Origin of the sequence: Burkholderia pseudomultivorans, assembly GCF_902499075.1 — a bacterium.
Lineage (GTDB): Bacteria > Pseudomonadota > Gammaproteobacteria > Burkholderiales > Burkholderiaceae > Burkholderia > Burkholderia pseudomultivorans.
In genome coordinates this window covers 14,372-32,490 of sequence record NZ_CABVPP010000070.1, presented here as the reverse complement: position 1 = coordinate 32,490, position 18,119 = coordinate 14,372, and the positions used below count along the sequence as shown (strand labels likewise).

Below are 18,119 nucleotides of genomic sequence, written 5' to 3'. Positions count from 1 at the left end.
CCGCGCCCGATGCATCGGGTGCCGATGCCGCCGATGCCGCGTCCGCTGCGCTGGCCGCGCTCGGCACGACCGGCTGCGGCAGCGCGGTGAAGCCGGCCGCGACGGTGGCGGGCTTGTTCGCGTCGCCGATCACCGGCGCGTTGACGGGCTCGGTCGCCGACGCCGCGGCGGCCACGGCCGCGGCCTCGTTCTTCGGGTTCTGGCGATCGACGAGGTAGAAGTCGAGCACGCGGCGCGCGATCGGGCCGGCGGCCTGCGCACCCCAGCCGCCGTTCTCGACGATCAGCGCGAGCGCGATCTGCGGATGATCGACCGGCGCATACGCAATGAACAGCGCATGGTCGCGCAGGTGCTCGGCAAGCAGATGGCCCTTGTAGTTGCCGCCCTGCAGCGAGAACACCTGCGCGGTACCGGTCTTGCCGGCCGCCAGGTACTGCGCGCCGCGGAAGATCTTGTAGCCGGTGCCCGACGGATTCTCGACGACGTTCTCCATCCCGCGTTTCACGACGTCGATGTCGGCCTGCTTCAGCGGAATCACGCCGCTTTCCTTCGGCACGGTCAGGTGGCGCGCGCGCGTGATCGGATCCTCGACTTCCTTCACGAGGTGGGGCTTCATCACGATGCCGTTGTTCGCGAGCGTCGCGGTCGCGTGCGCGAGCTGCAGGATCGTGAACGAGTTGTAGCCCTGGCCGATCCCGAGGCTGATCGTCTCGCCGTCGAACCACTTCTGCTGCGCGGGTTTTTTGAACGCCTTCTTCTTCCAGTCGGTCGACGGCAGGATCCCGCGCGCCTCGCCCTGCACGTCGATCCCGGTGATCTGGCCGAAGCCGAACTGTTTCATGAAGTTTGCGATCGCGTTCACGCCGAGATCGCGCGCGAGCATGTAGAAGTAGGTGTCGTTCGACACCATGATCGCCTTGTTCATGTCGACCCAGCCCTGGCCCGAGCGCACGTCGTTGCGGAACGTGTGGCCGCCGAACGTGAAGTAGCCGGGATCCTGGAAGCCCCAGCCGGGCGTGCGCTTGCCGAGCGTCAGCCCCGCCAGCGCCATGAACGGCTTGTAGGTCGAGCCGGGCGGGTAGGTGCCGTGCAGCGGGCGGTTCAAGAGCGGCTTGTCGGGCGAGTTGTTGAGCTCGTCCCAGGTCTGCTGGTCGATGCCGTCGACGAACGAGTTCGGGTCGAAACTCGGCGACGACACGAACGCGAGCACGTCGCCCGTTTTCGGCTCGATCGCGACGAGCGCGCCGCGCTTGCCGGCGAACGCCTGCTCGGCGACCTGCTGCAGCCCGATGTCGAGCGACAGCACGAGGTTGTTGCCGGGTGTCGCCTGCGTGCGCGACAGCGTGCGCACCGGCCGCCCGCCCGCCGTGACCTCGACTTCCTCGAAGCCCGTCAGCCCGTGCAGGTCGGTCTCGTAGCTCTGCTCGACGCCGATCTTGCCGATGTAGTCGGTGCCCTTGTAGTTGTTCGCGTCGCGGCGCGGATCGTAGTTTTCCGGATCGCTGTCGTTGTCGTCGCTCATCGCGTCGATGCGGTCCTGGTCGCGCTTCGAGATCCGGCCGATATAGCCGATCACGTGCGCGGCCGTCATGCCGAGCGGGTATTGACGGAACAGCCGCGCGCGCACGTCGACGCCGGGGAAGCGGTAGCGCTGCGCGGTGAAGCGCGCGACTTCGGCGTCGGTGAGCCGCGTGCGGATCGGCAGGCTCTCGAAGTTCTTCGAGTCTTCCTGCAGCTTCTTGAAGCGGCGGCGGTCGCGCGCGTCGATCGGGACGATCTCGGCCAGCTTGTCGATCGTGTTGTCGAGCGTGTCGTCGAGCTTCGACGGCGTGATCTCGAGCGTGTACGCAGAATAGTTCTTCGCGAGGATCACGCCGTTGCGGTCGGTGATGATCCCGCGGTTCGGCACGATCGGCGCGACCGAGATGCGGTTTTCCTCGGCCTGCAGCGCGTATTTGCCGTGCTGCATCAACTGCAGGTAGAAGAAGCGGCTCGCGAGCAGCCCGAAGCAGACGAACACGAACACGCCCGCCGCCGCGACGCGCAGGCGGAACTTCGAGAGCTGCTGTTGAGTGTCGTTGAATTCGGTCATGCTAGGGTCGGTTTACATACGGAACGCACGGGCGAATGCCCGAAATCTCGCGCAGGGCCGCAAGTGAAGGGCGCCGTCTGGCCGAGCCGGTGGTCAAGGTCGGCCCCGGCCTCAGATGGGGCGCGTATCGTCCGGGTCGACCGGGCGGCGCTGCGGCATCAGCAGCAGGTGGCTCGCGATCGGCCACAGCGCGGCCTCGACGAAGCCGTCGACGAGGTAGCGCCAGCCGGGGAACGCGGCACCCATGACCAGGCGGATCACGAACGGCACGAGCTGCGCGACGACGAGCAGCGGCGTCACGTACAGCACCTGCACGCCGATCGGCATCCACAGCACGCGGCGGTGGATCGTGATCGCGCCGTACGACAGCAGCGTATAGGCGAGCGCATGCTCGCCGAGCAGCCCGGCGTCATGCACGTCCATCAGGATGCCGAGCGCGAACGCGACGCCCATCCCGACCTTGCGCGGCTGGTGGATGTTCCAGAACAGCAGCACGAGCGCGACGAAGTCGGGCACGCCGGGCAGGCGGCCCCACGGCATCAGGTTCAGCAGGAACGCGGCGGCGAGGCTGAAGACGATGAAGTACGGATTGACCGGCTGCAGGATGTATTGCGGGCGATTCATCGCTGGGCTCCAGTTTGCCCGGCCGCGGGTTTCGCGGGTGCGGCCGCGGGCTTGCCGGGCGCGGCAGGCGTCGCGGGCGCGGGCTTCGCGCCGGCGGCCGGCTTCGCGTTCGCGTCGGCCGCCTTGTCGGCCTTGTCGTTCTTGTCGCCCTTCGCGGCGGATTTCGCGGCCTTCTTGCCGCCCTTCGCGTTCTTGTCGGCGGCCGGGTCGGGCTCGGCCGGGCGCGGCGGAATGTCGTTCTGGTAATGCAGCACGAGCATCTGGCGCGCGCCGCGCACCGCCGCGATCGGCGCGCAGGTCACGCGCGCGAACGCCGTATCGGCGAGCTTGTCGACGCGCACGACCTTCGCGACCGGCAGGCCCGACGGGTAGACGCCGTCGAGGCCGCTCGTGATGAGCTCGTCGCCGACGACGAGGTCGGCGCTGGTCGGCACGAAGCGCAGGTCGAGCGAATCGCCCTTCGGCGTGCCGTAGATCACGCTGCGCAGGCCGGTGCGCAGCACCTGCACGGGAATCGCGAGATCGCGGTCGGTGATCAGCGTGACTTCGGCCTGCAGCGGGAAGGTGCGCGTGACCTGGCCGATCACGCCGTCCTCGCTGACGACCGGCGCGCCGTCCTGGATGCCTTGCTGCGAGCCCTGGCCGATCACGATCTTCTGCGTGAACGGGTCGCTGGTGTCGTACTGGATCTCGACGGGCGTCGACTGCGTCGCGATGTGCTGGCGCAGTTCGAGCACCGCGCGCAGATGCACGTTCTCCTGCGCGAGCACGGCGGCCTGGTTGGCCTGCGTCGACAGCTGCAGGTTGCGCTTGCGGAGCTGGTCGTTCTCGTGGCGCAGCGCCGCGCCGGTAACGGCGATGTCGGCGGCGCCCATGAACAGGTCGCGCGGCACGAGCGCCGCGCGCTGCAGCGGGTACAGCACGGTGCCGAGCACGCCGCGGACGATTTCGAGCGTGCTGAAGCGCGCGTCCGACACGAGCAGCGCGATGGCGAGGGCGACGAAGAAGATGAGCCGCGCGAGCGCGGGCGGACCTTGCTTGAAGAGGGGCGGCGGACTGTATTCCATGGTCGGCGCCGGGCGCGTGTGATCGGTTAAATGATGCTCAGACGCGCAAACGGCGCGGCGGTTCGATCTGAGCGAGCGAGCCGGCCACGCCGCGAGTGCGTCATGTCAAACGGGACTGCCTAGACGATCACTCGTACGAGAAGATGCTGCCCAGCTTGTCCATGCGTTCGAGCGCCATGCCCGAACCGCGCACGACGCAGGTGAGCGGGTCTTCCGCGACGAGCACCGGCAGGCCGGTCTCTTCCGCGAGCAGGCGGTCGAGGTCGCGCAGCAGCGCGCCGCCGCCCGTCAGCATCATCCCGCGCTCGGCGATGTCGGCGCCGAGTTCCGGCGGCGTCTGCTCGAGCGCGATCTTCACCGACGACACGATCTGGTTCAGCGGATCGGTCAGCGCTTCGAGGATTTCGTTGCTGGAGATCGTGAAGCTGCGCGGAATGCCTTCCGACAGGTTGCGGCCCTTCACTTCCATTTCCTTGACTTCCGAGCCCGGGAACGCGGAGCCGATTTCCTTCTTGATCGCTTCGGCGGTTTGCTCGCCGATCAGCATCCCGTAGTTGCGGCGGATGTAGTTGACGATCGCCTCGTCGAACTTGTCGCCGCCGACGCGCACCGAGCCTTTGTACACGATGCCGCCGAGCGAGATCACGCCGACTTCCGTGGTGCCGCCGCCGATGTCGACGACCATCGAGCCGGTCGCTTCCGAGACCGGCAGGCCCGCGCCGATCGCGGCCGCCATCGGCTCCTCGATCAGGTAGACCTGCGAGGCGCCGGCGCCGTGCGCGGCTTCCTTGATCGCGCGGCGCTCGACCTGGGTCGAGCCGCACGGCACGCAGATGATGATGCGCGGCGACGGCGAGAACATGCGCGACTCGTGGGCCGTCTTGATGAACTGCTTGATCATCTGCTCGGTGACGGTGAAGTCGGCGATCACGCCGTCCTTCATCGGGCGGATCGCCTCGATGTTGCCCGGCACCTTGCCGAGCATCTGCTTGGCTTCCTTGCCTACCGCCTGGATCGTTTTCTTGCCGTTGGGGCCGCCTTCCTGGCGAATCGACACGACGGACGGCTCATCGAGCACGATGCCTTTGCCGCGCATGTAGATCAGGGTGTTTGCGGTGCCGAGGTCGATCGCCAGATCGTTGGAGAAGTAGCTGCGCAAAAAACCGAACATTCAGAATCCTGTTTCGCTCTGGGCCGGCCCTGTATCGCGAACGCTGAGGGCGGCAGCGGAAAAAATAACAGCCTCGGATCGTGGCGGGAACGGCCGCCGCGGCGCTCGAAGCTGGGTGTGAAGTCTACCGGCGGTCGCTTGAAGCACGCACGGCTTGCCGAAGCGGGGCGAAACGGTGCGGGAAAGGCTGCCGGGTTTGGGTCGAACGCGTAATGATACCTTATAATTTCTCGGTATTTGAATCGAAACGGGCGGTATTTTTGCCGCTTCGGCCCCGATTTTTGAGGGTGGGATCGCACCCTTCAACCCCCGCCGCGGCGCAGTCTTTCGCGCGCCGCGCAGCCTTGTTTTCCGGTGATCGCATGGCCCTTACCCTGACCGATGTGAAACGCATCGCGCACCTCGCGCGACTCGAAATGGCCGACGCCGACGCCGAGCACACGCTCGGCCAGCTCAACGATTTCTTCGGCCTCGTCGAGCAGATGCAGGCGGTCGATACCGCCGGCATCGAGCCGCTCGCGCACCCGATCGAACATATCCAGGAAGTCGCGCAGCGCCTGCGCGACGACGCCGTCACGGAAGTCGTGAATCGCGACGACAACCAGCGCTCGGCGCCGGCCGTCCAGGACGGCCTCTATCTCGTGCCGAAGGTGATCGAGTAAGCGTTCGACGACCAGCGCGCCGGCCGCCCTCGCGCCGCGCGCCACCCAGAATTCCCAGGAAAACACCTCATGCACGCAAAAAGCCTGACCGAACTGCGCGCCGCGCTCGCCGCCAAGGAATGCTCGGCCGTCGAGCTCGCGCAGCACTATCTGAAACGGATCGACGCCGCGCGCGACCTGAACGCGTTCGTCCACGTCGATGCCGACCTCACCCTCGCGCAGGCCAAGGCCGCCGACGCCGAGCTCGCGCGCGGCGCGGGCGGCGCGCTGACCGGCCTGCCGATCGCGCACAAGGACGTGTTCGTCACGCGCGGCTGGCGCTCGACCGCCGGCTCGAAGATGCTCGCGAACTACGAGAGCCCGTTCGACGCGACCGTGGTCGCCCGCCTGCAGGCGGCCGGCATGGTCACGCTCGGCAAGACCAACATGGACGAGTTCGCGATGGGCTCGTCGAACGAGAATTCAGCGTTCGGCGCGGTGAAGAACCCGTGGGACACGAACGCGGTGCCGGGCGGCAGCTCGGGCGGCAGCTCGGCCGCCGTCGCCGCGCGCCTCGCGCCGGCCGCGACCGGCACCGACACCGGCGGCTCGATCCGCCAGCCCGCGTCGTTCGCGGGCGTGACCGGCATCAAGCCGACCTACGGCCGCGTGTCGCGCTACGGGATGATCGCGTTCGCGTCGTCGCTCGACCAGGGCGGCCCGATGGCGCAGAGCGCGTCCGACTGCGCGCTGCTGCTGAACGCGATGGCCGGCTTCGACGAGCGCGACTCGACGAGCCTCGAGCGCGACGACGAAGACTTCACGCGCCACCTCGGCCAGCCGTGGGCGGCCGGCAACGACGCGGGCAAGCCGCTCGCCGGCCTGCGCATCGGCCTGCCGAACGAGTATTTCGGCGACGGCCTCGCCGACGACGTGCGCGCGACGATCGACGCGGCGCTCAAGCAGTATGAAGCGCTCGGCGCGACGCTCGTGCCGGTGTCGCTGCCGAAGACCGAACTGTCGATCCCGGTCTATTACGTGATCGCGCCGGCCGAGGCGTCGTCGAACCTGTCGCGTTTCGACGGCGTGCGCTACGGCCACCGCGCCGCGCAGTACGGCGACCTGCTCGACATGTACAAGAAGTCGCGCGCCGAAGGCTTCGGCGCCGAGGTGAAGCGCCGGATCCTGGTCGGCACCTACGTGCTGTCGCACGGCTACTACGACGCGTACTACCTGCAGGCGCAGAAGATCCGCCGCATCATCGCGCAGGATTTCCAGGAAGCGTTCAAGTCCTGCGACGTGATCATGGGGCCGGCGTCGCCGACCGTCGCGTGGGATCTCGGCGCGAAGGGCGACGATCCGGTGCAGATGTACCTGGCCGACATCTACACGCTGTCGGTGAGCCTCGCGGGCCTGCCCGGCATGAGCGTGCCGTGCGGCTTCGGCGCCGGCGCGAACGCGAAGCGCCCGGTCGGTCTGCAGATCATCGGCAACTATTTCAACGAAGCCCGGATGCTGCAGGTCGCCGACGCGTTCCAGCGCGCGACCGACTGGCACAAGCAAGTTCCGGCAGGGGTGGGGAATGAGCCCCCACGCTCACTTTGTTCGCTGCCCCCCGAGGGGGCGCATGCCTCCCTTGAGGCGGCTCGGCGGGAGGCATGAACATGTCTACACAATGGGAAGTTGTGATCGGTCTCGAGACGCACGCGCAACTGTCGACCGTCTCGAAGATTTTCTCCGGCGCCTCGACGCAGTTCGGCGCCGAGCCGAACACGCAGGCCTGCCCGGTCGACCTCGCGCTGCCGGGCGTGCTGCCGGTGCTGAACCGCGGCGCGGTCGAGCGCGCGATCCGCTTCGGCCTCGCGATCGGCTCGACCATCGCGCCGCGCAGCATCTTCGCGCGCAAGAACTATTTCTATCCGGATCTCCCGAAGGGCTATCAGATCAGCCAGTACGAGATTCCGGTCGTGCAGGGCGGCACGATCACGATCCAGGTGCCGGCCAACGAGAAGGCCGGCAAGCCGGCCTATGAAAAGACCATCAACCTGACCCGCGCGCACCTCGAGGAGGATGCGGGCAAGTCGCTGCACGAAGACTACGCGGGGATGACGGGGATCGACCTGAACCGCGCGGGCACGCCGCTGCTCGAGATCGTCACCGAGCCGGAAATGCGCAGCGCGGCCGAGGCCGTCGCGTACGCGAAGGCGCTGCACGGGCTGGTCGTATGGCTCGGCATCTGCGACGGCAACATGCAGGAAGGCTCGTTCCGCTGCGACGCGAACGTGTCGGTGCGCCCGGTCGGCCAGGAGAAGTTCGGCACGCGCGCCGAGATCAAGAACCTGAACTCGTTCCGCTTTCTTGAAGACGCGATCAACTACGAAGTGCGCCGCCAGATCGAGCTGATCGAGGACGGCGGCGAGGTCGTGCAGGAAACGCGCCTGTACGACCCCGACACGCGCGAGACGAAGTCGATGCGCAGCAAGGAAGACGCGCACGACTACCGCTACTTCCCCGATCCCGACCTGATGCCGCTCGTGATCGGCCGCGACTGGGTCGAGCGCGTGCAGGCCGGCATGCCCGAGCTGCCGGCCGCGATGCAGCAGCGCTTCGTCGACGAGTACGGCGTGTCCGCGTACGACGCGGGCGTGCTGACGTCGAGCAAGGCGATGGCCGCGTACTTCGAGGCCGTCGTCGCGAAGGCGGGCGCCGCGAATGCGAAGATCGCCGCGAACTGGCTGATGGGCGACGTCTCGTCGCAGCTCAACCGCGACGGCATCGAGATCGACGCGATCCCGGTGTCGGCCGCGCAGCTCGCGCTGGTGCTGCAGCGCATCGCCGACGGCACGATCTCGAACAAGATCGCGAAGGAAATCTTCGCGACGATCTGGGAAGAGAAGGCGACCGACGACGGCGCGGCCGACCGCATCATCGACGCGAAGGGACTGAAGCAGATTTCCGACACCGGCGCGCTCGAAGCGATCATCGACGAGGTGCTGGCGGCGAACGCGAAGTCGGTCGAGGAATTCCGCGCAGGCAAGGAGAAGGCGTTCAACGCGCTGATCGGCCAGGCGATGAAGGCCACGAAGGGCAAGGCGAACCCGCAGCAGGTCAACGAACTGCTGAAGAAGAAGCTCGGCTGAGCATGCCTGCGCGATTGAACCGCGCTTGACGACGGGCCGCCGCCGAACGAAGCTGTTCGGGGCGGCCCGTCGCGTTTGGTGCGTGCGCCGGCGGGCGTGCCGCGCCGTCCAACGGAGGAAACAATGGCGAAACAACCGTCTCTCGACGATTTCCGCGTGCCGTACCACACGCGCGGGAAGGAAGCCGCGGCATTCGCGCTCGATGCGTTCGACCCGGCCGCGAAGCCGTTCTCGTCGGGTTCGAAGGACGCCGATCGCGAGCGGCTGTCGGCCGTATCGAGCGAGCTCGACGTGCTGCAGGAGCGTCTGCATACGCAGCAGAAAAAGCGCGTGCTGCTGGTGTTGCAGGGGATGGATACCAGCGGCAAGGACGGCACCGTGCGCGCGGTGTTCCACGAGGTCGATCCGCTCGGGCTGCGCGTCGTGTCGTTCAAGGCGCCGACGCCGATCGAGGCCGCGCACGATTTCCTGTGGCGCGTGCATGCGCAGGTGCCGGCCGCCGGCGAACTGGCGATCTTCAACCGCAGCCATTACGAGGACGTGCTCGTGCCGCGCGTGCTCGACCAGATCGACGACAAGGAATGCGAGCGCCGCTACCGGCAGATCCGCGATTTCGAGACGATGCTGGTCGAGAACGGCACGACCATCGTCAAGTGCTTCCTGTACATCTCGAAGGACGAGCAGCGCGAGCGGCTGCAGGCGCGCATCGACGATCCGACCAAGCACTGGAAGTTCGACATCTCCGATCTCGACGCGCGCAAGCACTGGGACGCGTACCAGTCCGCGTACCGCGACGCGCTCGCCGCGACCTCGGCCGAGGATGCGCCGTGGTACGTGATTCCGGCGAATTCGAAGACGCACCGCAACGTGATGATCGCCGAGCTGCTGCTGCGCACGATGACCGACATGAAGCTGGAGTTCCCGCCGCCGAAGCCGGAACTCGAAGGCGTGAAAGTCCGCTAAGCTGCTCCCCTGTCAATCTCGAACTGAACGGAACTCCGACATGATGCGTGTGATTACCGCCAACCTGAACGGCATCCGCTCCGCCGCGAAGAAGGGCTTCTTCGAATGGCTCGGCGAGCAGAACGCCGATTGCGTGTGCGTGCAGGAAATCAAGGTGTCGGCCGACGACCTGCCGGCCGAATTCGTCGAGCCGCACGGCCTGCGCAGCTATTTCCACCATGCCGAGAAGAAGGGCTACAGCGGCGCGGGGCTGTACAGCCGCCACGAGCCCGACGACGTGATCATCGGCTTCGGCAGCAGCGAATTCGATTCCGAGGGGCGCTATGTCGAGGCGCGCTACGGCAAGCTGTCGGTCGTGTCGGTGTATGTGCCGTCCGGGTCGAGCGGCGAAGAGCGCCAGCAGGCGAAGTACCGCTTCATGGACGCATTCATGCCGCATCTCGCCGAACTGAAGAAGAAGCGCGAGGTGATCCTGTGCGGCGACGTGAACATCGTCCACAAGGAAATCGACATCAAGAACTGGAAGAGCAACCAGAAGAACTCCGGCTGCCTGCCGGAGGAGCGCGCGTGGCTGACGAAGCTGTTCGACGACGTCGGCTACGTCGACGTGTTCCGCACGCTCGATCCGCGTCCCGAGCAGTACACGTGGTGGAGCAACCGCGGCCAGGCGTACGCGAAGAACGTCGGGTGGCGGATCGACTACCAGATCGCGACGCCGGGCGTGGCCGGCACCGCGAAAAGCACGTCGATCTTCAAGGACATCAAGTTCAGCGACCATGCGCCGCTGACGGTCGATTACGACTACAAGAAGTGACGGGCGGCTGCGGGCGTGTCGCGAGGCGGTCGGCATGACGGCAAGGATCCGCGCGATGCTGGTCGCGACGCTGACGGTACTGTCCGCGCAGGGTCACGCGCAATCGTACGTCGGCTATGACGCGTTCTACGCCGACCGGCCGGGGGCGGTGTTCGGCGCACCGCTCGAGCACGAACGCGACGCGCACGAGCCCGATGCCAAGGTGCTGTACGTCGACCCGGACGAGCCCGGTGTTTTCGCGCAGCGACAGGCGAAGCTGGGGCGCAGGACCTTCGATATCGCGCTGTGGGGCGACCGGATCGCGATCGATGGCAGGACTTATCGCTTCGCAGACGCCATCGCGTTTTCCGGCGCGTTTGCAGCGCCGATCTACCCGGGCTCGGCCGAGGTGTTCGTCGCCGGGCGAACCGATATCCATCCGCCGCTGCTTTGCGTCGAAGGCCATGGCAGCGCATCGGGCGAAGCGTCGAGCCGGTACACGCAAATCCTGCTCGTGATCGACCCGCTGGCGCGCAAGCCGGTGCTGCTGCTCTTGCCCCGTCTGCTTTCGTCGTGCCGTGCCGTCGTGGCGACGCATGACGGAACGCTGGCCTTTCCCGGCAACCGCTACCTGTTCGACGATGCGCACGCGCTTCGCATCGGCTTGCTGGTTTCCTACTACAGGTTCGACGGCCGGCATTTCGTGCCGACCGGCGACACGCTTCGGCTTCGGTTCGTCGAGCCGGACAATCCGTTCCGCTTCTCGCTTCAGCGCGCCCACTAAGCTTCCCGGCACGCGTCGCGGCACCGACGCGGCCGCGCCGCGCCGGTGCCGCGATATCGGCGCGACGCTCAGCGCTTGAGCGACGCCATGTCGATCACGAACCGGTACTTCACGTCGCTCTTCAGCATCCGCTCGTAAGCGGCGTTGATCTGCTGCATCGGGATCGTCTCGATATCCGACGTGATCCCGTGTTCGGCACAGAAATCGAGCATTTCCTGCGTCTCCGCGATCCCGCCGATCAGCGAGCCCGCGAGGCGGCGGCGCTTGAAGATCAGGTTGAACACCTGCGGCGACGGATGGTCGTGCTCGGGCGCGCCGACCAGCGTCATCGTGCCGTCGCGCTTCAGCAGATGCAGGAACGGATTCAGGTCGTGCTGCGCGGCGACCGTGTTCAGGATGAAGTCGAAGCTGTTCAGGTGCGCGTTCATCTGCGCTTCATCCTTCGAGATCACCACTTCGTGCGCGCCGAGCCGCTTGCCGTCGTCGATCTTCGACGGCGACGTCGTGAACAGCACGACGTGCGCGCCCATCGCGCGCGCCAGCTTCACGCCCATGTGACCGAGGCCGCCGAGGCCGACGATGCCCACCTTCTTGCCGGGGCCGACGTTCCACTGGCGCAGCGGCGAATAGGTCGTGATGCCTGCGCACAGCAGCGGCGCGGCGCCGGCCGGGTCGAGCGTGTCGGGCACGCGCAGCACGAACGCCTCGTCGACGACGAGCTGCGTCGAGTAGCCGCCGTAGGTGATGTCGCCGGTCACGCGGTCCTGACCGTTGTAGGTGCCGACAAAGCCGTTCTCGCAATACTGCTCGAGCCCTTCTGCGCAGCTCGCGCAGGTGCGGCACGAATCGACGAGGCAGCCGACGCCGACCAGCTCGCCGACCTTGAAGCGCGACACCTGCGGGCCGGTCGCGGTGACGCGGCCGACGATTTCATGGCCCGGCACGACCGGGTAGATCGTGTTGCGCCATTCGTTGCGCGCCTGATGAAGGTCCGAGTGGCAGACGCCGCAGTACAGCACGTCGATCTGGACGTCGAGATCGCGCAGCGCGCGACGCTGGAATTCGAACGGGGCGAGCGGCGACTGCGAATCGGTCGCCGCGTAGGCATAGGTTGTGCTCATGCGGGGGCTCCTTGTCCGGTGACACTGACTGCCGCCGGCATCATGTGGCGATGCGGCGAGACAGGTCGTCATCGTAAGGAGCGCGCGCTCGCGGCGAAATACACGAAGGTCTCGAAGATTTGCCTATTTCTCTTGAATTGCGCGCGAACGGCCGTCAAAACGCGTTCAGGGTGCTACATTGCGAGCCAGATTCTCTTGCCGGACAGGACGACGCCGATGAGCTTCCAGCCCCTTTTCGCCGACTCGGGCGACCGCGTGCAGCGCCGCATGATCGACCTGCACACGCGGCTCGCGCCGAACGAGGGCGACACGCTGGCGGCGCTCGACGGCGTGCGCTTCATCCGCGTGAGCCGACCGGCGCCGCGCATGCCGGTGCTGTACGAACCGAGCATCGTCGTCGTGTGCCAGGGGCGCAAGCGCGGCTATCTCGGCGAGCGTTCGTTCGTCTACGACGCGCAGCAGTACCTGGTGCTGTCGGTGCCGCTGCCGTTCGAATGCGAGACCTTCGCGAGCGTCGACGAGCCGTTTCTCGCGATTTCGATCCGCGTCGACCTCGCGGTGATCGCCGAGCTCGCGATCCTGCTCGACGAGACGCTCGGCGCGGCCGTCAGCGAGCCGCACGGGATCTATTCGACGCCGCTCGACGCGCCGCTCGCCGACGCGGTGCTGCGGCTGCTCGAAGCGCTCGCGTCGCCGCACGACACGCGCGTGCTCGGCCCCGCGATCATGCGCGAGATCGCCTATCGCGTGCTGACGGGCGCGCAGGGCGACGCGATTCGTGCGGCGCTGGTCCAGCAGCATCACTTCGGCCGTATCGCGAAGGCGCTGCGCCGCATTCACGCGGACCTGAACGCCGACCTCGACGTCGAGACGCTGGCGCGCGAGGCCGGGATGAGCCTCGCGGTGTTCCACGCGCAGTTCAAGCACGTGACCGCGACGTCGCCGATGCAGTACGTGAAGGCCGCGCGGCTGCATCAGGCGCGGTTGATGATGGTGCAGGACGGCGTGGGGGCGGGCGCGGCCGCCGCACGCGTCGGCTATGCGAGCGCGTCGCAGTTCAGCCGCGAGTTCAAGCGGCTGTTCGGCCGCAGCCCGGGCGACGAGGTGCGCTGGATGCGCGACAGCGGCGGCCGGCCGACCGGCGATCGAGACACGCTCGACCTGACGGCCTGAGCGACGCCCGGCGCGGCGCGCTCGCGCGCATCGAATCGCGGCGCGTCGCGCCGCTGCTCGCTCAGCGCCGCACGACCTTGCGCCGCTGCGCGCTGATGCCCGCGTAGTCGGGCAGCGAGTCGACGCGCTTGCCGATCGCCTTCGCGTACAGCGGCATCAGGTCCGGCAGGCGGTTCAGCAGATCCTGCCGGCGCGCGGCGCTGTACGGATGCGTGTAGATGAAGCCGGTCGCCTTGTTCGCGCGCGTCGCGGCGGCGAGCTTGTCCCACAGCGTGATCGCCGCGCGCGGATCGAAGCCCGCACGCGCGGCGATGTCGCCGCCGATCACGTCGGCCTCGGTTTCGTCGGTCGGGTCGTAGCGCAGCGACTGCAGGCGCGCGCCGAGATTCAGCGACGGCGGCAGCGGATCGCCGACGCCGAACAGCGGCGGCAGCGCGGCCGCGCGCAGCGACGTCTGCGAGGCCGTGCTGAAGTTGCTGCGCGCATGCTCGCGCAGCGCGTGCGCGATGCCGTGGGCGAGCAGCACGCCGAGTTCGTCGTCGTTCAGGCGGATGCGATCGAACAGGCCGCTGTACACGAGGATCTTGCCGCCCGGCAGGCAGGTCACGCGGATGTCGCGCGAACGGATCGCGTTGACGTCCCAGGCCCAGCCCTTCACGCGATCGTTCCATTTCACCGAATACGGCGCGAGCCTGGCGACGATCGCGCGCAGGCGCTTCACGCGCGGCTGGTTGGCGGGCAGCAGGCGATTGCTGTCCGCGGCCGCCTGCACGATCTGCGCATATTCGTTGCCGGTGAGCTGTTCGAGCAGCGGCGACGGAAGCAGCGTGCGGAACGCGATCGCGTTGCCGAAGCGGACCTGCTGCGGCGTCGGCGTATAGGCCTTCGCGGGCGCGGCGGCGCCGGTCGGCTGCGCCGCTTCGGCTACCGATGGTGGCGTGGGCGCGGCGGGCGCGGGCGTTGAAGTGGGCGGCGCAGCCGGCGTGGCGGCCGGCGCGGCGCCTGCCGCGTTCGTGCCGGCGTCGGCCGCGTGCGCGGGCGATGCGCCCAGCGCGCCCATGCAGCTCAGCGACGCGGCAAGTTGCGCGAGGCGGCGCAGCGAATCATTGCGCACGGCTGGCCTCGTTATTGCGCGCGGCGCCGTTCCATGGCGCGATCCTGAACAGCAGCAGCATCCCGGGAATCGCGAGCGCGGTGCATACGAGGAAGTAGTCGAACCAGCCGATCTTCGCGACGATGAAGCCGCTCGCGGCCGACGCGAGCGTGCGCGGCACCGACGCGAGGCTGGTGAACAGCGCGAACTGCGTGGCCGTGTAGCGCGGGTCGGTCGTGCTCGCGATATACGCGACGAATGCGGCCATCGTCAGGCCGGTCGTGAACGTCTCTGCGCCGTAGACGATCGCGAGCGCGACCGTCATCGGGCTGAAATGCGGCGTGACCTCGATGCCGAATACCGACAGCGCCGACGCGATCGCATGGCTCGTCGACACGGTGAAGTCGTACAGCACCGCGAGCACCGGCGAGCCGGGGCCGAGCTGCGCGAGCCACGCGAAGCCGAGCGTCGACACCATCTGCAGCGCGCCGAAGATCCACAGCCCGCGGCCGATGCCGATCTTGACCAGCCATACGCCGCCGATGATGCCGCCGGCGACGCTCGCGACCAGCGCGGTCGTTTTCGCGACGATGCCGATCTCGGTGCGCGTGAAGCCGATGTCGAGGAAGAACGAGGTCGACAGCGTGGTCGCCATCGTGTCGCCGATCTTGAACAGGAAGATGAACGCGATCACCAGCAGCGCGCCGGCCCAGCCGTCGCGCTGGATGAATTCGCGAAACGGCAGCACGATCGCGTCGCGCAGGTTGCGCGGCGGCGCGCCGATCACCTCGGGCTCGCGCACGACGAGCGTCATCAGGATGCCGGGCAGCATGAACGCGGCGGTGACCGCGAACACGACGTCCCACGGCAGGTGATCGGACAGGATCAGCGCGAGCGAGCCGGGGATCAATGCGGCGAGCTTGTACGCGTTCACGTGCACCGCGTTGCCGAGGCCCTGCTCGGTGTCGCGCAGCAGTTCGCGGCGGTACGCGTCGATCACGATGTCGGCGCTCGCGCCGAAGAACGCGACCAGCGTCGTGAGCGCGGCGACCGTCCAGATCGAGTCGCGCGGCGACACGAAGCCGAGCGTCGCGATCGCGCCCGCGACCAGCACCTGCGTGAGCAGCAGCCAGCCGCGCCGGCGGCCCGGGCGCCAGCCCGGCAGATGCGGGATGTAGCGGTCCATCAGCGGCGCCCACAGGAACTTCCACGTATAGGGGAACTGGATCAGCGCGAACAGGCCGATTTCCTTCAGGTTCACGCCCTCGGAGCGCAGCCATGCCTGTACGAGGTAGACGAGCGTGAACAGCGGCAGGCCGGACGTGAAGCCGAGGAACACGCAGATCAGCATGTGCGTGTTCAGGTAGGCGCGCCAGCCCGGGTGATCCTCGTGAGCGGCGAGTGCGGGCGCCTCGTGTGGCGTTTTGGACATGGACAGAAAACCGGGTAGCGTTGACGTATTGCAGCGGCGGCACGGACGGCGCGGGGGGCGCGACCGCGCGTGCGGGCCGGCCGGACAGGAGCCGGCCGGGCGTCCGTCAACGGCCCCCCGGCTCAGCTGCGCTTGACGCGGTAGACAGCAAGACTACCACGCCAGTTCGCTCCCCATCGAATCGGCTGGCCGTCGTGCAGCACGACGCGATCGAGGATCGTCACGCCGACCTCGGGCGCGAGCGCCTCGAAATCCTCGATCGTCAGCACCCGCACGTTCGGCGTGTTGTGCCACTGGTACGGCAGCGACTTCGACACCGGCATCCGGCCGTTCAGCACCGAGAGCCGGTGCGGCCAGTAGCCGAAGTTCGGGAACGACACGATGCATTCGCGCCCGACCCGCGCGGTTTCGCGCAGGATCGCGGCCGTCTGGTGGATCGTCTGCAGAGTTTGCGACAGGATCGCGATGTCGAAGCTGTGATCCTCGAACAGGCGCAGGCCGTCTTCGAGGTTCTGCTGGATCACGTTGATGCCGTTCTTCGCGCTTGCGAGCACACCGGCGTCGTTCAGCTCGATGCCGTAGCCGGTCACGTCCAGCTCTTCCATCAGCAGCGCCAGCAGCGAGCCGTCGCCGCAGCCGAGGTCGAGCACCGTCGAACGCGGTTCGACCCAGCGGGCGATCGTGCGGAAATCCGCGCGTGCGGACAGGGAATTCAGCGCTTGCTGGTTCATGCGCCCACCTCGTTGGCGATTCGTTCGTAATACGCGCGGATCAGGTTGTGATAGCGCGCGTCGTCGAGCAGGAACGCGTCGTGGCCGTGCGGCGCGTCGATTTCCGCGTAGCTGACCGTGCGCTTGTTGTCGAGCAGCGCCTTCACGATCTCGCGCGAGCGTGCCGGCGCGAAGCGCCAGTCGGTCGAGAAGCTCGCGATCAGGTATTTCGCCTGCGTGTGCGCGAGCGCGGCGCTCAGGTTGCCGTCGAACGCCTTGGCCGGATCGAAGTAGTCGAGCGCGCGCGTGATCAGCAGGTAGGTGTTCGCGTCGAAGTAGTCGGCAAACTTGTCGCCCTGGTAGCGCAGGTACGATTCGACCTCGAACTCGACGTCGAAGCTGAAGTTGTACGCGTCGAGCGCGCCGTCCGCACGGCGCAGCGCGCGGCCGAATTTCTCGGCCATGTCGTCGTCGGAAAGATACGTGATGTGGCCGATCATCCGCGCGACGCGCAGCCCGCGCCGCGGCTTGACGCCGTGCGCATAGTAGTCGCCGCCGTGGAAGTCGGGATCGGACAGGATCGCCGAGCGCGCGACCTCGTTGAACGCGATGTTCTGCGCGGACAGCTTCGGCGTCGACGCGATGTCGATGCAGTGCGCGACGCGCTCCGGATACATCAGGCTCCACGCGAGCGCCTGCATCCCGCCGAGGCTGCCGCCCATCACCGCGGCGAAGCGCTCGATGCCGAACGCGTCGGCGACGCGCGCCTGCGCGTGCACCCAGTCCTCGACGGTGACGACCGGAAAGCGTGCGCCGTACGGCTTGCCGGTCGACGGGTCGATGCTCATCGGGCCGGTCGAGCCGAAGCACGAGCCGAGGTTGTTCACGCCGATCACGAAGAAGCGGTTGGTGTCGAGCGGCTTGCCGGGGCCGACCATGTTGTCCCACCAGCCGGTGCTGCGCGGATCGTCCGCGTAGACGCCGGCGACGTGATGCGACGCGTTGAGTGCGTGGCAGACGAGCACCGCGTTCGAGCGCGCGGCGTTGAGCTCGCCGTACGTCTCGACGACGAGCTGATAGTTGCCGATCACGCTGCCGCTTTGCAAGCGCAGCGGTTCGGCGAAGTGCATGGTCTGTGGAGCGACGATGCCGATCGATTCCATTCGTTCCGCCTTATGCCTTATGACTGGGCGGCTAAACGGTGTCGGCGATGCGCGGAGTCGAAGATGCGCGGCTGACGACCTCTTTAGCCGCATTTGTAGTGAACCGCCGGGGCAAGGACGAACCGGACCCCGGTCGGTTCGCGCGCCCGCAA

At 67.5% G+C, this 18,119-nt stretch carries 15 protein-coding genes and 1 pseudogene; 7 read left to right on the top strand and 9 right to left on the bottom strand.

Going from position 1 to position 18,119, the window contains the following annotated elements; translation table 11 throughout:
* From mrdA to BST28156_RS30290, 4 genes are all read right to left on the bottom strand, one after another.
* Positions 1 to 2,092 (bottom strand): penicillin-binding protein 2 (gene mrdA / locus BST28156_RS30305; RefSeq protein ID WP_174904144.1); only part of this gene is annotated, 2,092 nt, incomplete at its 3' end.
* 111 nt (positions 2,093 to 2,203) lie between these two features.
* Positions 2,204 to 2,716 carry a rod shape-determining protein MreD gene (gene mreD, locus BST28156_RS30300; RefSeq protein ID WP_009687274.1) on the bottom strand — a complete coding sequence of 171 codons (513 nt, stop codon included), beginning with the start codon at positions 2,714 to 2,716 and terminating at the stop codon, positions 2,204 to 2,206.
* Entirely contained in the window at positions 2,713 to 3,783 is a 1,071-nt protein-coding gene (gene mreC / locus BST28156_RS30295) for a rod shape-determining protein MreC (protein WP_174904143.1), read from the bottom strand. The genes mreD and mreC overlap by 4 nt, the downstream gene beginning before the upstream one ends.
* Positions 3,784 to 3,910: 127 nt before the next feature.
* A complete protein-coding gene (locus BST28156_RS30290; protein WP_004189550.1) occupies positions 3,911 to 4,954 on the bottom strand; it encodes a rod shape-determining protein in 1,044 nt (347 codons plus the stop codon).
* A gap of 362 nt (positions 4,955 to 5,316) precedes the next feature.
* Here BST28156_RS30290 and gatC point away from each other — a divergent pair, with 362 nt between their 5' ends.
* From gatC to BST28156_RS30260, 6 genes and pseudogenes are all read left to right on the top strand, one after another.
* The gene (gene gatC, locus BST28156_RS30285) at positions 5,317 to 5,616 is read left to right on the top strand and encodes an Asp-tRNA(Asn)/Glu-tRNA(Gln) amidotransferase subunit GatC (protein ID WP_009693867.1); all 300 of its coding nucleotides are present in this window, start codon (positions 5,317 to 5,319) and stop codon (positions 5,614 to 5,616) included.
* A gap of 69 nt (positions 5,617 to 5,685) precedes the next feature.
* Positions 5,686 to 7,173, top strand: a pseudogene (gatA, locus tag BST28156_RS30280) (Asp-tRNA(Asn)/Glu-tRNA(Gln) amidotransferase subunit GatA); the annotation flags it as partial.
* Positions 7,174 to 7,259: 86 nt separating this feature from the next.
* Positions 7,260 to 8,735, top strand: coding sequence for an Asp-tRNA(Asn)/Glu-tRNA(Gln) amidotransferase subunit GatB (gatB, locus tag BST28156_RS30275; RefSeq protein ID WP_174904141.1), 1,476 nt, complete (start codon positions 7,260 to 7,262; stop codon positions 8,733 to 8,735).
* 123 nt (positions 8,736 to 8,858) lie between these two features.
* Positions 8,859 to 9,698, top strand: coding sequence for a PPK2 family polyphosphate kinase (locus BST28156_RS30270; protein WP_174904140.1), 840 nt, complete (start codon positions 8,859 to 8,861; stop codon positions 9,696 to 9,698).
* Positions 9,699 to 9,738: 40 nt separating this feature from the next.
* The gene (locus BST28156_RS30265; RefSeq protein WP_174904139.1) at positions 9,739 to 10,512 is read left to right on the top strand and encodes an exodeoxyribonuclease III; all 774 of its coding nucleotides are present in this window, start codon (positions 9,739 to 9,741) and stop codon (positions 10,510 to 10,512) included.
* A 55-nt stretch (positions 10,513 to 10,567) separates the two neighbouring features.
* On the top strand, positions 10,568 to 11,275 hold the full coding sequence (locus BST28156_RS30260) for a hypothetical protein (RefSeq protein WP_254596446.1): 708 nt from the start codon (positions 10,568 to 10,570) through the stop codon (positions 11,273 to 11,275).
* A 68-nt stretch (positions 11,276 to 11,343) separates the two neighbouring features.
* Here BST28156_RS30260 and BST28156_RS30255 read toward each other — a convergent pair whose 3' ends face one another.
* Positions 11,344 to 12,396: an NAD(P)-dependent alcohol dehydrogenase gene (locus BST28156_RS30255; protein ID WP_174904137.1), complete on the bottom strand. Its 1,053-nt coding sequence runs from the start codon at positions 12,394 to 12,396 to the stop codon at positions 11,344 to 11,346.
* Between the two features lie 216 nt (positions 12,397 to 12,612).
* Here BST28156_RS30255 and BST28156_RS30250 point away from each other — a divergent pair, with 216 nt between their 5' ends.
* The gene (locus tag BST28156_RS30250; protein WP_174904136.1) at positions 12,613 to 13,569 is read left to right on the top strand and encodes an AraC family transcriptional regulator; all 957 of its coding nucleotides are present in this window, start codon (positions 12,613 to 12,615) and stop codon (positions 13,567 to 13,569) included.
* A 61-nt stretch (positions 13,570 to 13,630) separates the two neighbouring features.
* Here BST28156_RS30250 and BST28156_RS30245 read toward each other — a convergent pair whose 3' ends face one another.
* The 4 genes from BST28156_RS30245 to metX all read right to left on the bottom strand — a co-directional run bounded on the left by BST28156_RS30245 (position 13,631) and on the right by metX (position 17,967).
* Entirely contained in the window at positions 13,631 to 14,683 is a 1,053-nt protein-coding gene (locus BST28156_RS30245; RefSeq protein WP_174904135.1) for a M48 family metallopeptidase, read from the bottom strand.
* Positions 14,673 to 16,094, bottom strand: a complete 1,422-nt coding sequence (locus tag BST28156_RS30240; RefSeq protein WP_174904134.1) for an AmpG family muropeptide MFS transporter — start codon at positions 16,092 to 16,094, stop codon at positions 14,673 to 14,675. Before BST28156_RS30240 ends, BST28156_RS30245 begins: the two co-directional genes overlap by 11 nt.
* A 122-nt stretch (positions 16,095 to 16,216) precedes the next feature.
* Positions 16,217 to 16,825 (bottom strand): methionine biosynthesis protein MetW, encoded by a 609-nt coding sequence (metW, locus tag BST28156_RS30235; RefSeq protein ID WP_009689331.1) that lies wholly within the window; start codon positions 16,823 to 16,825, stop codon positions 16,217 to 16,219.
* Positions 16,822 to 17,967: a homoserine O-succinyltransferase MetX gene (gene metX / locus BST28156_RS30230; RefSeq protein WP_009689330.1), complete on the bottom strand. Its 1,146-nt coding sequence runs from the start codon at positions 17,965 to 17,967 to the stop codon at positions 16,822 to 16,824. The genes metW and metX overlap by 4 nt, the downstream gene beginning before the upstream one ends.
* Positions 17,968 to 18,119 lie beyond the last annotated feature (152 nt).